Source organism: Acidovorax sp. Root267, assembly GCF_001429215.1.
Taxonomy (GTDB): Bacteria; Pseudomonadota; Gammaproteobacteria; order Burkholderiales; family Burkholderiaceae_C; genus Acidovorax; species Acidovorax radicis.
Map to the genome: position 1 here is coordinate 108771 of NZ_LMJC01000004.1, position 21016 is coordinate 129786.

At 65.6% G+C, this 21016-nt stretch carries 16 protein-coding genes and 1 tRNA gene; 9 read left to right on the top strand and 8 right to left on the bottom strand.

Features of this window, described 5'->3' with window-relative positions; translation table 11 throughout:
• Positions 1-273: 273 nt before the first annotated feature.
• From nirB to ASE39_RS06520, 5 genes are all read left to right on the top strand, one after another.
• Positions 274-2817: a nitrite reductase large subunit NirB gene (gene nirB, locus ASE39_RS06500; RefSeq protein ID WP_057270605.1), complete on the top strand. Its 2544-nt coding sequence runs from the start codon at positions 274-276 to the stop codon at positions 2815-2817.
• A 182-nt stretch (positions 2818-2999) separates the two neighbouring features.
• Positions 3000-3359 carry a nitrite reductase small subunit NirD gene (gene nirD, locus ASE39_RS06505; RefSeq protein ID WP_007857647.1) on the top strand — a complete coding sequence of 120 codons (360 nt, stop codon included), beginning with the start codon at positions 3000-3002 and terminating at the stop codon, positions 3357-3359.
• Between the two features lie 61 nt (positions 3360-3420).
• Entirely contained in the window at positions 3421-4734 is a 1314-nt protein-coding gene (locus ASE39_RS06510; protein ID WP_057270606.1) for a nitrate regulatory protein, read from the top strand.
• A gap of 342 nt (positions 4735-5076) precedes the next feature.
• Positions 5077-5889 (top strand): formate/nitrite transporter family protein, encoded by an 813-nt coding sequence (locus ASE39_RS06515; RefSeq protein WP_010465827.1) that lies wholly within the window; start codon positions 5077-5079, stop codon positions 5887-5889.
• Between the two features lie 52 nt (positions 5890-5941).
• Entirely contained in the window at positions 5942-7690 is a 1749-nt protein-coding gene (locus ASE39_RS06520; protein WP_057270607.1) for a bifunctional protein-serine/threonine kinase/phosphatase, read from the top strand.
• A 185-nt stretch (positions 7691-7875) separates the two neighbouring features.
• Here ASE39_RS06520 and ASE39_RS06525 read toward each other — a convergent pair.
• The 6 genes from ASE39_RS06525 to ASE39_RS06550 form a co-directional block, all read right to left on the bottom strand.
• Positions 7876-7951: transfer RNA gene (locus tag ASE39_RS06525), tRNA-Thr, on the bottom strand.
• A 12-nt stretch (positions 7952-7963) separates the two neighbouring features.
• Complete coding sequence (locus ASE39_RS06530) at positions 7964-8971, bottom strand: class 1 fructose-bisphosphatase (RefSeq protein ID WP_010465823.1); 1008 nt, start codon at positions 8969-8971, stop codon at positions 7964-7966.
• A gap of 27 nt (positions 8972-8998) precedes the next feature.
• Positions 8999-11749: an aminopeptidase N gene (gene pepN, locus ASE39_RS06535; RefSeq protein WP_057270608.1), complete on the bottom strand. Its 2751-nt coding sequence runs from the start codon at positions 11747-11749 to the stop codon at positions 8999-9001.
• On the bottom strand, positions 11733-12407 hold the full coding sequence (locus tag ASE39_RS06540) for an HAD family phosphatase (RefSeq protein WP_057270609.1): 675 nt from the start codon (positions 12405-12407) through the stop codon (positions 11733-11735). Before ASE39_RS06540 ends, pepN begins: the two co-directional genes overlap by 17 nt.
• Positions 12407-13511, bottom strand: a protein-coding gene (gene prfB / locus ASE39_RS06545; RefSeq protein ID WP_100199503.1) for a peptide chain release factor 2 whose coding sequence is annotated in 2 segments (ribosomal slippage) — positions 12407-13429 and positions 13431-13511 — 1104 coding nt in all. Because the reading frame shifts where the segments join, the coding sequence is not laid out codon by codon here. The genes ASE39_RS06540 and prfB overlap by 1 nt, the downstream gene beginning before the upstream one ends.
• A 201-nt stretch (positions 13512-13712) precedes the next feature.
• Positions 13713-14621: an alpha/beta hydrolase gene (locus ASE39_RS06550; RefSeq protein ID WP_057270610.1), complete on the bottom strand. Its 909-nt coding sequence runs from the start codon at positions 14619-14621 to the stop codon at positions 13713-13715.
• Positions 14622-14958: 337 nt separating this feature from the next.
• Between ASE39_RS06550 and ASE39_RS06555 the strand changes: the two genes are divergently transcribed.
• Positions 14959-16020 carry an aldo/keto reductase gene (locus ASE39_RS06555; RefSeq protein WP_010465818.1) on the top strand — a complete coding sequence of 354 codons (1062 nt, stop codon included), beginning with the start codon at positions 14959-14961 and terminating at the stop codon, positions 16018-16020.
• Between the two features lie 97 nt (positions 16021-16117).
• On the opposite strand, the gene ASE39_RS06560 is transcribed toward ASE39_RS06555, so the two are convergent.
• Together ASE39_RS06560 and ASE39_RS06565 are read right to left on the bottom strand one after the other, a co-directional pair.
• Positions 16118-17539 carry a M20 family metallopeptidase gene (locus ASE39_RS06560; RefSeq protein WP_057270650.1) on the bottom strand — a complete coding sequence of 474 codons (1422 nt, stop codon included), beginning with the start codon at positions 17537-17539 and terminating at the stop codon, positions 16118-16120.
• Positions 17540-17558: 19 nt separating this feature from the next.
• The gene (locus tag ASE39_RS06565; protein WP_057270611.1) at positions 17559-18557 is read right to left on the bottom strand and encodes a tripartite tricarboxylate transporter substrate binding protein; all 999 of its coding nucleotides are present in this window, start codon (positions 18555-18557) and stop codon (positions 17559-17561) included.
• A gap of 175 nt (positions 18558-18732) precedes the next feature.
• Here ASE39_RS06565 and ASE39_RS06570 point away from each other — a divergent pair, with 175 nt between their 5' ends.
• The 3 genes from ASE39_RS06570 to plsY all read left to right on the top strand — a co-directional run bounded on the left by ASE39_RS06570 (position 18733) and on the right by plsY (position 20966).
• Complete coding sequence (locus tag ASE39_RS06570; protein ID WP_057270612.1) at positions 18733-19692, top strand: LysR family transcriptional regulator; 960 nt, start codon at positions 18733-18735, stop codon at positions 19690-19692.
• Positions 19693-19761: 69 nt separating this feature from the next.
• A complete protein-coding gene (locus ASE39_RS06575; RefSeq protein ID WP_010465814.1) occupies positions 19762-20253 on the top strand; it encodes an aminoacyl-tRNA deacylase in 492 nt (163 codons plus the stop codon).
• 47 nt (positions 20254-20300) lie between these two features.
• Entirely contained in the window at positions 20301-20966 is a 666-nt protein-coding gene (gene plsY, locus ASE39_RS06580; protein WP_057270613.1) for a glycerol-3-phosphate 1-O-acyltransferase PlsY, read from the top strand.
• The last annotated feature ends 50 nt before the right edge of the window (positions 20967-21016 follow it).

Sequence of the window (21016 nt, forward strand, 5' to 3'; positions counted from 1 at the left end):
AGCCCACACTGCCCCGGTTCTCAGGCCGCCAATCGCACCCCGGCATGGATATTGCAGTTGTATGGACACCCGCCGGTGAAGCTGCCTGCGGACTGACAACAACCCCTCCGCTAATGATGGCGGAACACCCGAGCGAGCCGCGGCTTATGCAGCCGGCCGCTTGGTAGTTCCAACCCACGCCCGTGGTTCCGCGGAGGGTGCGTTGTGCCGCAAGGCACGGCACATCCTGCACCCCTTGATGCGGTTCCCCGGGTTCTTGCAGGATGAGCAAGCATGAAAATCGTTCTCATTGGCCACGGCATGGTCGGCCACAAGTTCCTCGAAAGCCTGGCCGAGACCGGCATGACCGGCGTCGAAGTCACCGTGCTGTGCGAGGAGCCGCGCCCCGCCTACGACCGGGTGCACCTGTCGGCCTTCTTCAGCGGTACTTCGGCCGACGAGCTTTCCCTGGTCGAGCCCGGCTTCTTCGAGCGCACCGGCTACACGCTGCGCCTGGCGGCGCGGGCCGCATCGGTGGACCGCCGCATCCGCACCGTGACCACGGTGGACGGCGAGGTGCTCCACTACGACAAGCTGGTGCTGGCCACCGGCTCCAACCCCTTCGTGCCCCAGGTGCCGGGGCGCGACCGCGACCACTGCTTCGTCTACCGCACCATCGAAGACCTGGAGGCCATGCAGGCATCGGGCGCCAAGTCCAAGACCGGTGTGGTCGTGGGCGGCGGCCTGCTGGGCCTGGAATGCGCGAAGGCACTGAGCGACATGGGCCTGGAAACGCACGTGGTCGAATTCGCCCCGCGCCTCATGGCCGTGCAGGTGGACGAGGGCGGCGGCCGCGTGCTGCGCGCCAAGATCGAGGAGCTGGGCGTGCAGGTGCACACCGGCCGCAACACGCAGGAGATCACCGACGGCGCCCGCGCGCGCCACCGCATGGTGTTTGCCGACGGTACCTACCTGGAGACCGACATGATCGTGTTCTCCGCCGGCATCCGCCCGCGCGACGAACTGGCCCGCCAGAGCCTGCTGGCCATCGGCCCGCGCGGTGGCGTGGCCATCGACAGTGCCTGCCGCACCAGCGACCACGATGTCTACGCCATCGGCGAATGCGCCTCGTGGAACGAGCAGACCTTCGGCCTGGTGGCCCCCGGCTACGACATGGCGCGCGTGGCGGCACGCCACATCGCGGGCGAGACCGACGCGGCCTTCGTCGGTGCCGACATGAGCACCAAGCTCAAGCTCATGGGCGTGGACGTGGCCAGCATCGGCGACGCGCATGCGAAAACGCCGCACAGCCGCACCTGCCAGTACGTGGACGAGCGCCGCCAGGTCTACAAGAAGATCGTCATCAGCGAAGACGGCAAGCAGCTGCTGGGCGCTGTGCTGATCGGCGACGCCACCGAGTACGGCACGTTGCTGCAGATGGCGCTCAACGGCATCACGCTGCCCGAGGACCCCGAGTTCCTGATCTTCCCGTCCAGCGACGGCAAGGCCAAGCCCGGCCTGGGCGTGGACGCCCTGCCCGACACGGCACAGATCTGCTCGTGCAACAACGTCACCAAGGCCGGCATCTGCGAGGCTGTGGGCAATGGCGCCTGCACCATCGCCGAGATGAAGGCCTGCACCAAGGCCGGTGCCACCTGCGGCGGCTGCGTGCCCCTGGTCACCCAGGTCATGAAGGCCGAGATGGCGCGCCGCGGCATGGCCGTGAACAACCACATCTGCGAGCACTTCGCGTATTCGCGCCAGGAGATCTACCACCTGGTGCGCGTGGGCAACATCCGGAGCTTCGCAGAACTGCTGGCCCAGCATGGCAAGGGCATGGGCTGCGACATCTGCAAGCCCGTGGCGGCCAGCGTGTTCGCCTCGTGCTGGAACGAGTTCGTGCTCAAGAAGGAGCTGGCCGGCCTGCAGGACAGCAATGACTACTACCTGGGCAACATCCAGAAGGACGGCACCTACTCGGTGGTGCCGCGCATGCCCGGTGGCGAGGTCACGCCCGACGGCCTGATCGCCGTGGGCCAGGTGGCCAAGAAGTACGGCCTGTACACCAAGGTCACCGGCGGTGCGCGGGTGGACATGTTCGGTGCGCGCCTGGAGCAGTTGCCCCTGATCTGGGAAGAGCTGATCACCGCCGGGTTCGAGTCCGGCCATGCCTACGGCAAGTCCCTGCGCACGGTCAAGAGCTGCGTGGGCTCGACCTGGTGCCGCTATGGCGTGGGCGACAGCGTGGGCCTGGCCGTGGAGCTGGAGAACCGCTACAAGGGCCTGCGTGCCCCGCACAAGATCAAGTTCGGCGTCTCGGGCTGCACGCGCGAATGCGCCGAGGCGCAGGGCAAGGACATCGGCATCATCGCCACCGAAAAGGGCTGGAACCTCTACATCTGCGGCAACGGCGGCATGAAGCCGCGCCATGCCGAGCTGTTCGCCTCCGACCTGTCCAAGGAAGACCTGGTGCGCATGATCGACCGGGTGCTGATGTTCTACGTGCGCACGGCCGACCGGCTGCAGCGCACCAGCACCTGGCGCGAGAACCTGGAGGGTGGTCTCGACTACCTCAAGGATGTTTTGCAAAAGGACAGCCTGGGCCTGTGCGCCGAGCTCGAATCGCAGATGCAGCACGTGGTGGCCACCTACCAGTGCGAGTGGAAGACCGCCGTGACCGACCCCGAGACGCGCAAGCGCTTCCGCTCGTTCGTGAACAGCGACAAGGCCGACGAGAACGTGCTCTTTGTCGAGGAACGCGGCCAGATCCGCCCCGCACGCGCAGAGGAACGTGGCCAGGCCCCTGCCAAGGTCATCCCCATCCACCAGGCCGCCTGACATGAAGCACCCCCTGAGTCGCTTCGCGCCTTCACCCCTCTCTCGACTCGCTACGCGAGTCGGGAGGGGGACGCTCCCAGCGCAGCGGGGCGGCCCTTGCGCGGGAGCACTGGTGTCGGCTGCGCCAGTTGCTCGCGCTGCGGGCAACTTGTAGCGCAATGAATCAATAACGGAGAACTCCCATGAGCGCACTTCCCATGAACAGCAGCACCGACCCCCTTGCCTGGACCGACATCTGCGCGGTCGACGACATCCTGCCCAGCACCGGCGTCTGCGCCCTGGTGGCAGACCGCCATGTGGCGGTGTTCCGTACCGGCAGCGACCAGTTCTTCGCCATCGACAACGTGGACCCCAAGTCGGGCGCCAGCGTGCTCTCGCGCGGGCTGATCGGCAACCTGGGCGAGCGCGTCGTGGTCGCCTCGCCGCTGTACAAGAACCATTTCGACCTGCGCACCGGCGAATGCCTGGAGGCGCCCGAGCATTCGGTGCAGGCGCACGGTGTGCGCGCCGAGGGCGGGCGCATCAGCGTGGCCGTCGCCTGAATGCCCTGGGCGGTGTCCGGCGGGGTTAGCATCTGCGTATCCTGAATCCCGGAGTCACCGCATGCCCGATCTGGCCGCCGCGCCCCTGTCCGTTTCCAGCCTCGTGCTGCGCTCGCGCCAGCTCGAGATCGATGCGGTGCGCCACCTTGCCAGCCGGGCCGCGCTGGTCGACGTGGTCGGGCAACTGATCGAGGGGCTGCAGCGCGAGCGTGGCGCTTCGGGCGTCTACCTGGCCTCCAAGGCCCAGCGTTTTGCCGACATGCGGGGCCGCATCGTGCAGGAGGTCGTGGCACTGGAGGCCCAGCTGCGCGGGGAATTCGCCCAGCATGTCGAGCCTGCGCAGGGCGCCACGGCCAAGGCCCTGTCGCTGATGGCCTGGGCGCTGTTGGGCCTCGATGCGCTGCCCGCGTTGCGCAGCCAGATCGACAAGCAGGCGATGACCGCCCACGATTCGATTGCCGCGTTCAGCCACCTGATCGCCGGGCTGGTCGAGCTGGTCTTCCACGTGGCCGATGCGGCCGGGCTGCCCAGCGTCTCGCGCCAGCTCGTGGCCCTGGTGCACCTGGTGCAGGCGCAGGAAGAGGCGGGGCAGGAACGGGCCATGGGCGCGCTGCTGTTCGCCTCGGGCCAGGGCAGCGACGCCCACCAGCAGCGCGTGCTACACCTGATCGATGCCCAGGAGCGCAGCCTGCGCGCCTTTGCCGAGTTTGCCGATGCGGCGCTGCGCACCCGCTGGGAGCAGCAGCAACTTGCCCCCGGCATGGCCCAGCTGGAGCGGCTGCGGCGCACGCTGTGCGTGGTGCGGCCGGGTGCCGCGCTGGACAGCAACCTCAGCGACGCCTGGTTCGACGTGTGCACCGAGCGCATCACGGCCCTGTGGCAGTTGCAGGTGGACTTGGTGCAACGCCTGCGCGAGGACTGTGCGGCGCACATCGTGCAGGCCCAGCAGGACCTGCAGGACTCCAAGGGCCTGCTGCGCGGCCTGCGCGACAACCCGCCGCAGCGCACGCACGCAGTGGACCGCTTCTTTGACATCGCCATCGCGCCGACCGCGGTGGAGCAGTCGGCAGCGGGAGCGCAGGGGGCCGAATCGGCCTCGCTGCTGGAGCTGCTGCAGGCCCAGTCGGCGCGCATGGCCAGCATGGAAGCCGAGCTCGAAGCGGCGCGCCGCACGCTCAACGAGCGCAAGGTGATCGAGCGTGCCAAGGGCGTGCTGATGGCGCGCCTGGGCATGAACGAGGAAGTCGCCTTCCGCGTGCTGCAAAAGACTTCGATGGACCAGAACCGCCGCCTGCTCGATGTGGCCGAGGCCACGCTGTCCCTGCCGGACCTGGCATTCGCCCACCCCGAACGCAAGGGCGACAAGCCCGCCTGACCCATGCTGGTGCCCGGCCTGCACTGATGTGAGGCCACCGCCACACCATGCCCCCGGAACGTGCGCGGTTTGCGGGAATGTCCCCGGCCTGGGCTGCCCCAACAAGGGTACGGAACTTGCAAGGAAGGTGGTGGAGGGCGGGCTGATGGTGGCCTGCCAGCCATCTGTCTGCGGCTCGCCGCAGACAAAGGAATCGCGCTTCCAAGGATAACGGCGTCCCTTGCGTCCCCCAGGTGTCTGGGGGTGCAGCGGACGCCGTTTTTCTTTGTCTTCTTCCTGGGGCGCTTCCTGGGGTGCATCACCCCGAGGCGCCTGTCCGTTCCCCATTCCAAAGGAATTTCAATGGCCTACCTCGCCCCCGCCGAGTTCGTGACCAAGATGGTCGATTCCGGTGAATCCAAGCTCCTGATGTCCACCCGCGACACGCTGATCCGCTCCTTCATGGCCGGTGCCATGCTGGCACTGGGCGCCGCCTTCGCCGTCACCGTCACGGTGAACACCGGCAACGCGCTCCTGGGCGCAATGCTGTTCCCGGGCTGCTTCATCCTGCTGTACCTGCTGGGTTATGACCTGCTGACAGGGGTGTTCACGCTGGCCCCGCTGGCCGTGCTCGACAAGCGTCCTGGCGCCACCTGGGGTGGCGTCTTCCGCAACTGGACGCTGGTGTTCTGCGGCAACTTCGCAGGTGCCTTCATGGTGGCGGTGTTCATGGCCATCATCTTCACCTTCGGATTCAGCGAGGCACCCAACGCCGTCGGCGTGAAGATCGGCCACATCGGCGAGGGCCGCACGGTGGGTTACTCCGCGCACGGCGCCGCCGGCATGCTGACCCTGTTCGTCCGCGGCGTGATGTGCAACTGGATGGTGTCCACCGGCGTGGTGGCGGCCATGATGTCCACCTCGGTGTCGGGCAAGGCCATCGGCATGTGGATCCCCATCGCCCTGTTCTTCTACATGGGCTTCGAGCACAGCATCGTCAACATGTTCCTGTTCCCTTCGGGCCTGCTGCTGGGTGGCAACTTCACGGTCATGGACTACCTGGTCTGGAATGAAATTCCCACCGTCATCGGCAACCTGGTGGGCGGCCTGACGTTCGTGGGGGCCATGCTGTACTCCACCCACTACAAGACCGCGCCCAAGCGCAACGTGGCCTGAAGACCCTGCAGGGCCGGAACGGTCCGGCCCTGCGTGCGTGTACACCTGTGCCATGAGCGGCAAGAGCAACACCCTCGGCGTCACGCTGGGCCAGCACTCGCGGGCGGGGCAGGGCGGCGTCAACCAGGACTTTCACGGCGCCATGCTGCCGGCCGAGCCGCTGCGCACCTCCAAAGGCATCGCCGTTGCGCTCGCCGACGGCATCGGCTCCAGCGCCGTCAGCCAGGAGGCCAGCGCCGCCGCGGTGCGCAGCTTTCTCGACGACTACTACGCCACGTCCGACGCCTGGTCGGTGCGCAGGTCGGCGCAGCGCGTGCTCGGTGCCACCAATGCGTGGCTGCATGCGCAAACCATGCGCAGCCACGCGCGGTTCGACAAGGATCGCGGCTACGTCTGCACCTTCAGTGCGTTGATTCTGAAAGGCCGCGAAGTCCACGTATTGCATGTCGGTGACGCACGCATATATCGCCTGCATGCGCACTCATTGGAGCAACTAACGAAGGACCACCGTGTCCATCTTTCCTCCTTGGAGTCGTTCCTGGGCCGCGCGCTCGGCGCCAGCGACAACGTGGAGATCGACTATGCCTGCATGGTGGCTGAGGTCGGTGCCCTTTATGTCCTGGCGACAGATGGGGCCTACGCGTATTTCGATGCTTCGGACGTGCACCACGCGTTGTCCCGTTTTGCCGACGACTTCGACAGCGCTGCCGAAGCACTGATCACACTCGCTCAGGCGCGGGGCGCTGACGACGACATGACGGTGCAGTTGCTGCGCATTGATGCGTTGCCAGAGCCCAGTCCCCATAACCTGCAGGTGCTGCGCGAGGGGCTGGCGCTGCCACCACCGCTGTCACCGCGCATGCTGTTCGAGGGCTACCGCGTGGTGCGTGAACTGCATGCCAGTTCACGCAGCCACGTGCATCTAGCCGTGGACGAGCGAACAGGGCAGCAGGTGGTGCTCAAAACGCCGTCTACGGCGCTGAGTGATGACCCGGGCTATCTTGATCAATTCCTGCTGGAAGAGTGGGTGGCCCGGCGTATCCACAGCACCCATGTGCTCAGGCCCCATGTCAGTGATCGACCTCGCCAGCATGTGTATGTGGCAATGGAGTTTGTGGAGGGCCAGACGTTGGCCCAGTGGATGGTGGACCATCCCCACCCAGACCTCGACGCCGTGCGCAGCATCATTGGCCAGGTCGCCAAAGGGCTGCACGCATTTCACAACAAGGAAATGTTGCACCAGGACTTGCGGCCTGAAAACGTGATGATCGACCGCACCGGCACCGTGCGCATCATCGATTTCGGGTCTACCCTGGTGGCAGGGCTGGCACCCGCAACGCCCGGCGCCCACGAAGCACCTCCTATCGCGGGCACCTTGCAGTACACCGCCCCCGAGTGCTTTGTTGGCCAGGTGGGCACAGCCCGTTCCGATCTGTTTTCCCTCGCGGTTTTGGCCTACCAGATGCTGACGGCACAGCTCCCCTATGGCCTGCAGGTCGTACGCATACGCTCTCCGGCAGATCTGAAAGGGCTAAGGTATGTACCCGTGCGCCACCATCGGCCCGAGCTACCGGACTGGCTGGATGGCGTGCTGCAGAAAGCACTGCACCCAGACCCGCTCAAGCGCCAAGAGGCCGTGTCAGAGTTCCTGCACGACCTGCACTCACCCGGCCTGCAGTTTCAGCACAAGCGGGCTGTACCGCTCGTGGAGCGCAATCCGGTCGTTTTCTGGCAGTTCACCACGCTCGCGCTGGGCTTGGCGGTGGTGGTGCTGGTGGGCCTGCGTGTTTATGGGCACTGAGCTGTCCGACGTGGGCAGCCCTCGCGGCAACCGACGGTTGAGTGCAGGTTCTTCGACCCGTCAGGTGCCATAGCCCCTTGCGCGTAAGGGCCGTGATGTTGTTTGCCTGTGGGCGCTTCAGGAGTGCATGTTGGGTTATTCCCAAGCAAAAGGCCCCTGACTCTTGCGAATCAGGGGCCTTTATTTGGTGCCGGAGAGATGAATCGAACACCCGACCTTCTCATTACGAATGAGCTGCTCTACCGACTGAGCTACACCGGCGTAAGCCTCAAATTATAGCGTGGAATGGTAACTCGTCACCCGCTCCACCTCATTTTTTGACCCCAGGATCACGCTCACACGTTCGTGCAGCTGGGTCGGCTGGATGTCCAGAATGCGTTGTTTCCCATTGGTGGCGGCGCCGCCGGCTTGCTCTACCAGCCAGCCCATGGGGTTGGCTTCGTACATCAGGCGCAGCTTGCCGGGCTTGTTGGGCTCGCGCTTGTCCCAGGGGTACATGAAAACGCCGCCACGGGTCAGGATGCGGTGCACATCGGCCACCATGCTGGCAATCCAGCGCATGTTGAAGTCCTTGCCGCGCGGGCCGTCTTTGCCTTGCAGGCATTCGTCGATGTAGCGCTTCACGGGCTCGTCCCAGTGGCGCATGTTGCTCATGTTGATCGCAAATTCCTTGGTGTCTTCGGGAATGCGGATGTTCTCTTCAGTCAGCACGAACGAGCCTTGCTCGCGGTCGAGTGTGAACATGGCCACGCCGTCGCCCACGGTCAGCACCAGGGTGGTTTGCGGGCCGTAGATGCAATAGCCTGCTGCCACCTGCTGGGTGCCGGGTTGCAGGAAGTCGCCTTCCTCCACGCCACGGTCGCCATCGGGCTTTTTCAGCACGCTGAAGATGGTGCCGATGCTCACGTTCACGTCGATGTTGCTAGAGCCGTCCAGGGGATCAAACAGCAGCAGGTATTCGCCTTGCGGATAGCGGTTGGGCACCAGGTAGATGCCGTCCATTTCTTCCGAGGCCATGGCCGCCAGGTGACCGCCCCATTCGTTGGCTTCGATCAGCACTTCGTTGGCGATGATGTCGAGCTTCTTCTGGATCTCGCCCTGCACGTTCTCGCTGCTGGCCGTGCCCAGCACACCGCCCAGCGCGCCTTTGTTGACGGCGTGGCTGATGCTCTTGCAGGCGCGGGCCACCACTTCGAGCAGCAGGCGCAGTTGTGACGGGATGAGGCCATCCACCCGTTGTTGTTCAACGAGGTAGCGGGTCAGGCTGATGCTTTTTGCCATGTCAGTCAGTCTTTTCTTGGTCGTGGTTTATTCGGCGAGTGCACGGGTCACGACCTCGCGCACGTCGTTGGAGAGCGCGGGCCTTGCGGCAACACGGGCGATGGCTTCGCGCGCGGAGGTGCGCCAGGGGTCTGCGAGTTTCTTCCAGCGGTCCAGGGCCCGGGCCAGGCGTGCGGCCACCTGGGGATTGATGGCGTCCAGCTCGATCACGCGGTCGCTCCAGAACACATAGCCCGCAGCGTCCGCTCGGTGGAAGGCGCCAGGGTTGGCACTGCAATAGCTGAAGATCACACTGCGCGCGCGGTTCGGGTTCTTCAGGCTGAAGTCCGGGTGCTGCATGAGCTGGCGCACGGCGGGCAGAACGTTGCCACCACGGTCGGGCGCGCCGGCCTGCAGCGCGAACCACTTGTCAATGACCAGGGGTTCGTCCTTGAACAGCGCATGGAAGCGTGCCAGGGCAGGGGCGGCCAGCTCACTGCCGCTGGCCACCAAGGCGGTCAGTGCGTTGAAGCGGTCGGTCATGTTGCTGGCCACCTTGAAGCGCTGGTAGGCCTTGCCGGGCCAGACCACATCGCCCGTCTTCTGGGCGGCGATGCACAGCATGTGCAGCGCCAGCCCGCTGAGTGCGCGGCGGCCGGACGAGATGGGGTCGGGGCTGTAGCCTCCGGTGTCCTGGTTCTGCTCCCAGGCAGCTTCCCAGTCGGCCTGCAGCGACAGGGCCAACTGCTCGCGCATGGCTTCGCGCACTGCGTGAATGCGCTGTGGGTTCACCACCTCAAGCTGCTCGGCTATGTAGGTTTCGGACGGTGGTGTAAGCACCAGTTCCTTGAAGGCTGCATCGAGCGCCGGGTTGCGCAGCACGCTGCGCATGGCGTCCACAAACTCTGCAGAGAGAATTTGATGGTCAAATTGGCCGCTGGCGCTTGTCCCCATTGCGCTGTCAGCTATTGCATTAATAGCGGTTCGGAGCGCCAGGCGCTGGCCGGCTTCCCAGCGGTTGAAGGCGTCTGCGTCGTGCGCCAGCAGCGTAAGCAGCTGGGTATCGGTGTAGTCGATGTCGAGTACCACGGGGGCACTGAAGCCGCGCAGCAGGGACGGCACGGGCTCGGCATCCAGGTTCGTGAAGGTCAGTGTCTGCGACGCCTCGGTCAGCACCACCACGCGCGAAGTCGTGTGTGCAGTGCCCTCCGCAGCGCCTTCGCCCGCAAGGAGCAAGGGCAGAGCGGCGCCGGTGGTGGCATCGATCAGGCCCAGTTCTACCGGGATCACGAAGGGCTGCTTCTCGCTCTGGCCGGGCGTCGGGGCACAGCTTTGCGACAGCGTGAGCGCATAGCAGCGCGTGGCCGCATCGTAGCGGCCGGTGGCGCGCACGCGGGGTGTGCCTGCTTGGCTGTACCAGCGCTTGAACTGCGCGAGGTGCTGCGTGAGCGGGCTGCCTGGGTTGGCATCGGCGATGGCCTGCACGAAATCGTCGCAGGTCACGGCCTGGCCGTCATGGCGCTCGAAGTACAGCTTCATGCCCTTGGCGAAGCCTTCGCGGCCCACCAGGTTGTGCTGCATGCGCACGACCTCGGCACCTTTTTCGTAGATGGTGACGGTGTAGAAGTTGTTGATCTCGACGTAGCTGTCGGGGCGCACGGGATGGGCCATCGGGCCCGCGTCTTCGGGGAACTGGGCGGTGCGCAGCACGCGGACGTCTTCGATGCGCTTGACGGCGCGGGCCGAGGGGCTGCCGGCCAGGTCCATGCTGAATTCCTGGTCGCGGAAGACCGTGAGGCCTTCCTTCAGGGACAGCTGGAACCAGTCGCGGCAGGTCACGCGGTTGCCGGTCCAGTTGTGGAAGTACTCGTGGCCCACCACGCTTTCGATGTTGGCGAAGTCGGTGTCGGTGGCGGTGGCTTCGCTGGCCAGAACGTACTTCGTGTTGAAGATGTTCAGGCCCTTGTTCTCCATGGCGCCCATGTTGAAGTCGCTGGTGGCGACGATCATGAAGCGCTCCAGGTCCAGCGGCAGGCCGAAGCGGGCCTCGTCCCAGGCCACGCTGTACATCAGCGAGTTCATGGCGTGTTCGGTCTTGCCCAGATCACCTGGGCGCACGTAGACCTGCAGCAGGTGGTCGGTGCCCGAGCGGCTCTTGATCTTCTGCTCGCGGGCAACCAGCTTGCCTGCCACCAGGGCGAACAGGTAGCAGGGTTTCTTGTGCGGGTCCACCCACTTGGCAAAGTGGCGGCCGTCTTCCAGCGTGCCGCTGTCCACCAAGTTGCCATTGGACAGCAGCACCGGGTACTGGGCCTTGTCGGCACGCAGCGTGACGGTGTAGCTGGCCATCACATCGGGGCGGTCCAGGAAGTAGGTGATGCGGCGAAAGCCCTCGGCCTCGCACTGCGTGAAAAACGTGCCCTGGCTCACGTACAGGCCCATCAGGTGCGTGTTCTTGGCAGGGCAGCAGGTGGTGAAGATCTCCAGCGCGAAAGGTTCAGAACCCTCGGGAAGGTTTTCCAGCACCAGGCGCGAGCCTTCCATCTTGAACGAGGTGCCCTGGCCGTTGACCAGCACGCGCGCCAGGTTCAGGTCTTCGCCGTCGAGCTTGAGTGGCTGCGAGGCCACATCGGGGTTGCGGCGGAGCAGCATGCGGTTGAGCACGCGGGTCTTGTTGGGGTCCAGGTCGAAGGTGAGTTCGACGCTGTCGATCCAGTAGGCGGGGGCGGTGTAGTCCTCGCGGCGGATGGCGGTGGCGGGGCCTGCGCCGTCTCCGTCTGCGCTATGCAGTTGCAACATGGATGCTCTCCAGAAAGTCGGTGTTCATGAGTTCGGTGTAGTCGCGCACGGCGGTCAGCACGTGCGGGCCCGCCAGCTCATCTGCACTGTGCGTGCTGCAGATGGCCACGGCGCGCATGCCGGCCCGGCGGGCGGCCTCGATGCCAAAGGGGGCGTCTTCAAAAACGATGCAATGCTCTGGCGCTACCGCGATACGGCGCGCGGCCTCCAGAAAGATCGCGGGCTGGGGCTTTCCGGGCAGGCCTTCGTCGCCGCGCACGATGGCCAGCGGTGCGGGCTCCATGCCCAGGCGCGACATCGCGAACTCGACATTGTGGATGTCGCCAGCCGTGCCCACAGCCACCTTCAGCCCGCGTTCAGTCGCGCGCGCCGCAAAATGGCGAAAGCCCGCCACCTCGGTGAAGCGGGAGCCGAACAGTTCGCGGTAGATGTCTTCCTTCTCGCGCGTGAGCGCGTCGGCCTCATCCTGCGATACCTCGCGGCCCAGCAGTTCGCGGATGCATTCGGTGCCATTGCGGCCCGTGGTGCGGGCCATGAGGTCAGGCACGTCGATGTCCATGCCGCGACGGCGCGTGAACTCGACCCATGCCTGGGCGTGCCAGGGCATGGAGTCGATCATGGTGCCGTCCATGTCGAAGATGATGGCCTCGACGTGCATCACACGCCCTGCTTCAGGCTGGCTTCGATGAACGCGTCCAGGTCGCCATCCAGCACCTTCTGCGTGGCCGAGATTTCGACGTTGGTGCGCAGGTCCTTGATGCGGCTGTTGTCCAGCACGTAGCTGCGGATCTGGTGGCCCCAGCCCACATCGGTCTTGGTGTCTTCGAGCTTTTGCTGCTCTTCCTGGCGCTTGCGCATCTCGTGGTCGTACAGGCGCGAGCGCAGGCGCTGCCAGGCGATGTCGCGGTTGCCGTGCTGGCTGCGGCCGTCCTGGCACTGCACCACGATGCCGGTGGGCATGTGCGTCAGGCGCACGGCCGAGTCGGTCTTGTTGATGTGCTGGCCACCAGCGCCGGATGCGCGGTAGGTGTCGGTGCGCACATCGGCCGGGTTGATGTCGATCTGGATCGAGTCATCAATCTCGGGGTACACGAACAGGCTGGCAAAGCTGGTGTGGCGGCCGCCCGACGAGTCGAATGGTGATTTGCGCACCAGGCGGTGCACGCCGGTTTCAGTGCGCAGCAGACCGTAGGCGTATTCGCCCTCGACCTTGATCGTGGCGCTCTTGATACCGGCCACGTCGCCCGGGGTTTCTTCCTCGACCGTGGTCTTGAAGCCCTTGCGTTCGGCGTACTTGAGGTACTGGCGCAGCAGCATGCTCGCCCAGTCGCAGGCCTCGGTGCCACCCGCGCCAGCCTGGATGTCCACAAAGCAGTTGAGCGGGTCGGCCTCCATGCGGAACATGCGGCGGAACTCCAACTGCTCGATCTCGGGCTTGAGCTTGGCGGTTTCGGCCTCGATGGTCATCAGGCCACTTTCGTCGCCTTCTTCCTTGCTCATGTCATAGAGCTCGGTGTTGTCGGCCAGCTCGCGTGTGAGCTTGTCCAGCGTGAGCACCACGCCGTCCAGCGCCTTCTTTTCCTTACCCAGCTCCTGGGCCTTCTTCGGATCGTTCCAGACCGAAGGGTCTTCCAGCGATGCGTTTACCGTACGCAGGCGTTCAAATTTGGCATCGAAGTCAAAGATACCTCCGTAACTCTTGCGTTCGCACGGTCAGGTCGGAAAGGGTGTTGCCAATGAGGTTGATACGTTCTGCGTCCATGATTCTTGTCCTGGGTGTTCTGTGGAATAACCCGCGATTTTCTCATGGGATGGGCCAGAGCCCTATCAATGTCCCCTGGCAGGGCCGACGGTGCGCACGAGGCTCTGCTCATTGGGGACGCTGCGGATGTGATTATTCAAATTTGATAGCTGCCAACGCTTGATGGATAAGCGCTGGCGGCCATTTTTATTCAAATCTGGTTCACGCTTCGTTCAGGAACTGTTCCATGAGCTGCGCCACCTGCTCGGGCTGGTCGTGGTGCAGCATGTGGCCCGCGTCTGCCACGACAGCGGTGCGGCAGGTGCGCACGTGGGTCAGGCGCTGGTGGTATTCGTCCAGGGTGTACCGGCCGCTCCACCATTGGCCCAGGCTGTCGCCGCTGGCTTCTACGGCCAGCACGGGGGCTGAAATGCGTTCGTAAAGGGCCAGGGCTTCGTCCACCCGAAACAGCTGTGCGCTCGTGATCTTGTGGGCTGGGTCGCCCAGGATCTCCCACAGGCCTTGCGCGTTGGGCCGCGCCCAGTGCTGGGCCAGCCATTGGGCCTTGTCCTCGGACAAGCGGGGATTGGTCTTCATGAGGCGGCGTGCCACGCCGTCGGCGCTGTCGTAGGTCTTCAGATCCTTGCTGCCCTGGTGCAGCTGCTTGATCTCGTCAATCCACTGCGCATAACGCGTGGGCGCCTGCGCGGCCCGCGTGGCGGGCAGGCCAAAGCCTTCCAGGTTGACCAGCTTGCGCACGCGCTCGGGTCGCACCCCGGCATACATCATGGCCACGTTGCCGCCCATGCTGTGTCCCACCAGGTCGATGGCCTGACCGGGGGCGTAGTGGTCCAGCAGCAGGTCCAGGTCGGCCAGGTAGTCGGCAAAGAAGTAATGGTCGGCCTGCGCGCTGGACGTGAGCCCGAAGCCGCGCCAGTCCGGCGCGATGATGCGCCGCTGCTGCCGCAGTGCGTCCACCGTGAATTGGTAGGAGGCGCTGACGTCCATCCAGCCATGCAGCAGCACCAGCGTGGGCAGGTCGCTCTGCTCGGGGCCCCAGTGGCGCATGTGGTAATTCAGGTGGCGCAGCGCCAGCGTGCTGCTGCGGGAGGGCTTGAGGGGTTCGTACATGCGGCGGTGGTGCGGAGGGACGGGTGGGTACAAGGCAGGGGACCGCCAGTTCGCCGCAGGGCGGCATTTTTGCAAAGCCCGGTGGGTGCCCGGCGCGGTGGCGCCAATGTTACGTCGGTGGTGCGGGCCGCGCAGCGAGTGCTGTCGCCTAGGCGGCTGCGCTGTCGGGGCCACTTGGCGGGCCTCGGGCAAGCTTTGGCGTTCGCTTGTACCATCGCCGTCCGGGCTTGCTACCGCACTGGCTGCAGCTGCCTGCGCTGCGTGTCTTCTCTTCATGCGGCTGCAGGGTGTGTGGTCCATTTTTGCCGCTTTTTTCGTCTTCTGGAGCTTCTACCGCATGAACAAAGTCCCCTTGGGTCAGAGTGACCTGCTTGTCACCCCCATCTGCCTGGGCACCATGACGTTTGGTGAACAGGTCAATGAAGCCGATTCGCATGCCATCCTGAGCCGTTCGCTGGAGCGGGGCGTGAACTTCATCGACACCGCCGAGATGTATTCGGTGCCCGCCAAGGCAGAAACCTTTGGCGCCACGGAAACCATCATCGGCAATTGGTTTGCCAAGAACCCCGGCGCCCGCCAGAAGCTTGTGGTGGCCACGAAGGTGGCAGGCCCCTCGCGCGGCATGCCCTGGGTGCGTGAGAACAAGGGCATGTCTGCCAAGGACATCGTCGCCTCTTGCGAAGGCAGCCTGCGCCGCCTGCAGACCGACGTGATCGATCTCTATCAGATCCACTGGCCTGAGCGCCATGTGCCCGCTTTCGGCAATCTGTATTACGACCCTTCCAAGGAAACCTCCACCACCCCGATCCACGAGCAGCTGGAAGCGCTGGCCGGGCTGGTGAAGGCGGGCAAGGTGCGGTACATCGGTCTCTCGAACGAGACGCCCTACGGCGTGCACGAATTTGTGCGCCTGGCCGAGCAGCATGGCTTGCCCCGCGTGGCCACCGTGCAGAACCCGTATTGCCTGATCAACCGCACGTGGGAAAACGGCCTGGATGAAACCTGCCACCGGCTGGACGTGTCGCTGCTGGCCTACTCGCCGCTGGGCTTTGGCCTGCTGACGGGCAAGTACGACGAAAGTGGCATCACCGGCCCTTCCGCTCCCCAGGGCGCACGCATTTCCACGTATGAATCCGTGCGCAAGCAGCGCTGGGGTCGGCCCGAGGCGCTCACGGCCTCGCGCCGCTACAACGCCCTGGCCCGCGCCAACGGCATGACGCCCACGCAGATGGCACTGGCGTTCTGCTACACCAAGTGGCAGGTTGCCAGCACCATCATCGGTGTGACGTCGGTGGCGCAGCTCGATGAAGACCTGGCCGCATGGGGCACCACGCTGTCGCCAGAGGTGCTGCAGGCGATCGATGCCATCCGCTGGGAGCTGCGCGACCCGGCATTGTGAAGCCCCCCTGAGTCGCTTCGCGCCATCCCCCCGGGGGGACGCCCCCAGCGCGGCGGGGCGGCCCTTGCGCGGGGGCACTGGCCGGGCCGCGTCATTTTCAGGCGCTGGTGGTCGTGCTCAGCGCGCCTTCCTTCCACGGCACGCCGTTGGTTTCACCCAGGTCCCAGAACAGCCCGGCCATCACGGCCAGGCCTTCGCGCGCCACGGAGGCCAGCAAATGTTCGTTGGGCGCATGCTGCGCGCAGGCCGGGTACGAGTGCGGCACCCACAGCGTGGGCAGGCCGAGCTGGTCTGCAAAGATGTCGTTCGGCAGGGAGCCCGCCAGGTTGGGCAACAGTGTGGCTGGCTGGCCCGCGCTGGCTTGCAGGGACGCCAGGGTCCAGTCCACCCAGGGGTTGTGCAGGTCCAGCCGAGTGGCACCACACTCCATGCCGATGGAGATCTCCACCTGGCTGAAACCGTGCGCGTCCAGGTGCTCGCGCAGCGTGGTTTTCACGTTCTTCCAGTCGGTGCCCACCACGAAGCGCAATTGGCAATGTGCCGCCGCCTGGGAGGGAATGGCATTGACCGGCCGCTGCGCATTGCCCGAACCCAGTGCCAGCACTTCCAGCGTGTTCCAGCCCACCAGCTGCTCCGCAGGCGTGAGGCCGGGTTCGCCCCAGCCGGGGGTGAGCGCAGGGTCATCGGCACCGGTGCCAATGGCCACGTCCTTCAGGGCTGTGCGCAGCTTGCCGGGCACGGAAGGTGGCAGCAATCCCTTGACCAGAATGCGGCCCTTGGCATCGACCAGGGTGGCCAGGGCGTGTGTGAGCACGGTGGCGGGGTTGGCGAGCACGCCGCCCCAGTTGCCCGAGTGGTAGGCCTTGTCGCGGCTGCGTACCGTGAGCGAGAAATTGATGGCGCCGCGCGAGCCCAGGAAGAGGGTAGGGCGCGCCGCGCTCACACGGGGGCCGTCGCTGGCCACAAACAGGTCGGCCTTCAGGGCCTCGCGGTGCTGTTCGCAGAAGGCGCCCAGGCCGGGAGAGCCGGCCTCTTCGCCCATCTCCATGAGCAGCGTGACGTTGTAGCCCAGGCGGCCCTGGCGGGCCTCCAGCGTGTGTGCCAGCGCCGCAAGGCTGACGGTGTGCTGGCCCTTGTTGTCGGCGGTGCCACGGCCATACCAGCGTTCGCCTTCGATGGTCAGCTCCCAGGGCGACAGGCCTTCGCGCCAGGCGCTGTCCTGGCCGTTGACCACATCGCCATGGCCATAGGTCATCACGGTGGGCAAGGCGGGGTCTTCCACCCGGCGTGCCAGCAGCAGCGGGCCTCCCCTGGGGTCGGTGTTGTCGAACACCTGGCAGTCGAAACCCAGTGGCTCCAGCAAAGGCACGATTTCATCGGTCAGGTAGGCGCGCAGCGTGGGGGGGACCTGTCCTGTATCGCTTTCGGTGCGCCAGGCCACGCGGCGACGCAGGTCGCTGGCAAAGCGGCCATCGTCGAAGTAGCGGTGGACGTTCTGGATCAGTTGTTCTCGGTTCATCATGGGCTCCTTGCGGGGTTCACTCCGCCACGATCTGTGCGCGGTGGGCCAGCGCGCGGTAGCGGCCGATCTCGTTGTCCATGGCGGCGTGCATGGCCTTGGGGCCCACAAACACGGGCTCCATGCCCTGGGCTCGAATCTGGTCCTGCAGCTGGACATCGCGCATGGCGGCCTCTACTTCCTTCATCAGTTTGTCCACGATGGGCGCGGGCGTGCGCGCAGGGGCTGCCACGGCGTACCAGCCGTCAAAGGCTGCGTCCGGCAGCTTCAGCTCCCACACAGTGGGAATCGACGGCAGGGCGCGGGCGCGCTCGTTGCCCGCGATGGCCAGTGCGCGCAGCTTGCCCGAACGCACATGGGGTGCGGCGCTGGCCACGGTGTCGATGGCCATCTGGATCTCCCCGCCGATCAGCCCCATCATCGCCTGTGCGCTGCCCCGGTAGGGCACGTCCTGCAGGCGCACGCCCGCGGCCTGCTCCAGCAGCGCGCCCACCAGGTGCGGGGCCGAGCCCGAGCCGAACGTGGCGTAGTTGACGGTTTTGGGTGCAGCCTTGGCCGCAGCCAGCAGCGAGGCCAGGTCCTTGTGGGGCGAGGCGGCACTGACCACCACCACCAGCGGCGCACGCGCGATGATGGCCACGGGGGCCAGGTCTTTCAGCGGGTCGTAGGGCAGTTTGGGGCGCAGCGCGGCGTTGACGGTGTAACTGGTGGAGCCGGACACCAGCAGGGTGTAGCCGTCGGGTTCGGCCTTCACCACGCTGTCCGTGCCGATGATGGTGGAGGCGCCGGGCTTGTTGTCGATGACCACGGGCTTGCCCAGTCGGGTGGACAGCTTCTGGCCCAGCGCACGGGCGACGGCGTCGGTGCCGCCGCCGGGCGGGAAGGGCACGACCAGGCGCACCGCGCGCTCGGGCCACGCCTCGGCGGGCGCAGCCGTCTGGGCAAGGATGGGAGTGCTGGCGCTGGCGAAGGTGGCCAGGACGGCAGACAGCAAAGAGACTCGGACAAGGCTTTTCATGCAGGCTCCAGAGGTTGAGGCGGGGGGTGGTGGCGGCTCCGGCGCAAAGGCGACCGCTGGCACACGCTGCCATGGGTGAATTGGAGCCTTAAACCCTGCAAGATGGGAGCCGGTTTACCATTGCTTTGGATAGAGATTTGGCAACTGACCGTTGCCTTTTTGTTCAAGGTGCACCATGCCCGTTTCACTGCTCAGCCTGCCCTTGCGCTACTTCCTGGAAGTGGCGCGCACCGGCTCCGTCAACCAGGCGGCGCAGCGCCTGCACGTGGCCGCATCGGCTGTGAGCCGCCAGCTTGGGAAGCTGGAAGACAGCCTGGGCGTGGTGCTGTTCGAGCGGCAAGCCCGTGGTATGGCGCTGACCGAAGCGGGCACCCGGCTGCTCGCCCATGCCACGGCACACGACGCGCAGGCCACGGAGCTGGTGGAGCAATTGCAAGGGCTGTCGGCCCAGGAGGCCTTGCGCGTGCGGGTGGCCTGCACCGAAGGGTTTGCAGCGAGCTTCATGCCGCTGGTGATGAGCACGTTTCGGCAGATGCACCCCCAGGTGCAGCTGCAGTTGCTGGTGGACGTGCCGCAGGAAGTGTCGGCCCTCGTACAGCGCGGAGACGTCGATCTGGCGCTGAAGTACAGCGTGGCGCCCGAAAAGGGCTTGCAGGTGCTGCACTCGGCCATTGCTCCCATCTACGCCATCATGCCCGCGCAGCACCCGCTGGCCCGCCAACGCAGTGTGAGTGTGGCCGATGTGGTGCGCTACCCGCTGCTCCTGGGCGCTACTGGCATCACGGGCAGGCAGTTGTTTGACCTGAGCTGTGCGGTGCAGGGGCTGCGTTATGTGCCGGCGGTGGAAAGCAATTTTTCCTCCGCACTGCTGCCGCTTCTGGATGGGCAGGATGTGGCGCTGGCCAGCTACCTCACGGCGGCGCGCTGGGTGGAGGCGGGCCTGCTGGCGGCCCGGCCGTTTGACGAGGCGCAGTTGCAGCAGCGGCGCCTGCAGGTGCTGGCCGTGGAGGGGCGGACGCCGTCGGCGCTGGTGCAGCAGTTCACACAGGCGCTGGTGACTGCTATCGAACAGTATGGCAAGCGCAAGGTAGGGCGGCGCAAGACCTCCGTGGGGCGGGTCACCAAACATCCGTGATTCTGGTCGGCCTCATAGGCGATCGGGTCTCGCGAGTGGATACCATTCACCCCCTATCCGGATCGCACCATGGCCAAGAAAGAACACGTCTCCGAGACCCAAGCCACCCAGTTGCTCAAGGCGAACAAGGTGGCGTTCACCGAGCACCCCTACGAATACCTGGAGCATGGCGGTGCTCTGCACAGCGCCGAGGTGCTGGGCCTCGACCCCTTCACCGTCGTCAAGACCCTGGTGATGCAGGACCAGGATGCCAAGCCCTTGCTGGTGCTGATGCATGGCAACCGCAAAGTCTCTACCAAGAATCTCGCTCGACAGATTGGCGCCAAGTCGGTAGAGCCTTGCGCCCCCGAGGTGGCCAACCGCCACAGCGGCTATCTGGTGGGTGGCACATCGCCGTTTGGCACACGGCGCGCGATGCCGGTATACATCGAAGAGTCCATCCTCGCGCTGCCGCAGATTGCCATCAACGGCGGCCGGCGGGGATTTTTGGTGCAAATCGATCCGCAGGTATGTGTGCAGTTGCTGGGTGCCAAACCTGTGCACTGCGCGCTGGCAGAATAGGCCGCCACGGCAGACCGTCCGCCGTCCCCTGATATTGAGGAGTTGCTTTGACCGCCGTGTACCCCATCCTTGCCGCCGTGGCAGCCTATTTACTGGGCTCGCTGTCATTCGCCGTCATCGTGACGCGTGTGATGGGCCTGAGCGATCCGCGCACCTACGGCAGCAAGAACCCCGGCGCCACCAATGTGTTGCGCTCGGGATCCAAGGCTGCGGCCATCGTGACGTTGCTGCTGGATGCCGTGAAGGGCTGGCTGCCCGTTGCGCTGGTGATGTGGTTTGGCCACCCTTATGGGCTGGAAGACGGCACCGTGGCCATGGTGGGGCTGGCGGCATTTCTGGGTCACCTGTGGCCTGTGTTCTTTCGTTTTGAAGGGGGCAAAGGCGTGGCTACGGCGCTGGGCGTGCTGCTGGGCATCAGCGTCTGGCTGGGACTTGCCACGGCTGCGACCTGGCTCATCATCGCGTTCTTCTTCCGCTATTCGTCCCTCGCTTCGCTGGTGGCAGCTGCCTTCGCGCCGGTGTACTACCTGTTGGTGGATGGGGTGGTGTGGTATGCCGAGGGCACGATTGCGGCCTCCATCATCGTGATGGCCATGCTGCTGGCCTGGCGCCACAAGGAGAACATCCGGCGCCTCATCGAAGGCAAGGAGTCGCGCCTGGGCAGCAAGAAGGCCAAGCCGGACGCTGGGGGCAAAGGCAAGCCGGCAAAATAGCGGCCTGGACCGGGGCGGGCAGCGCCGCGGCGCGTTGCCTGCGGGGCACG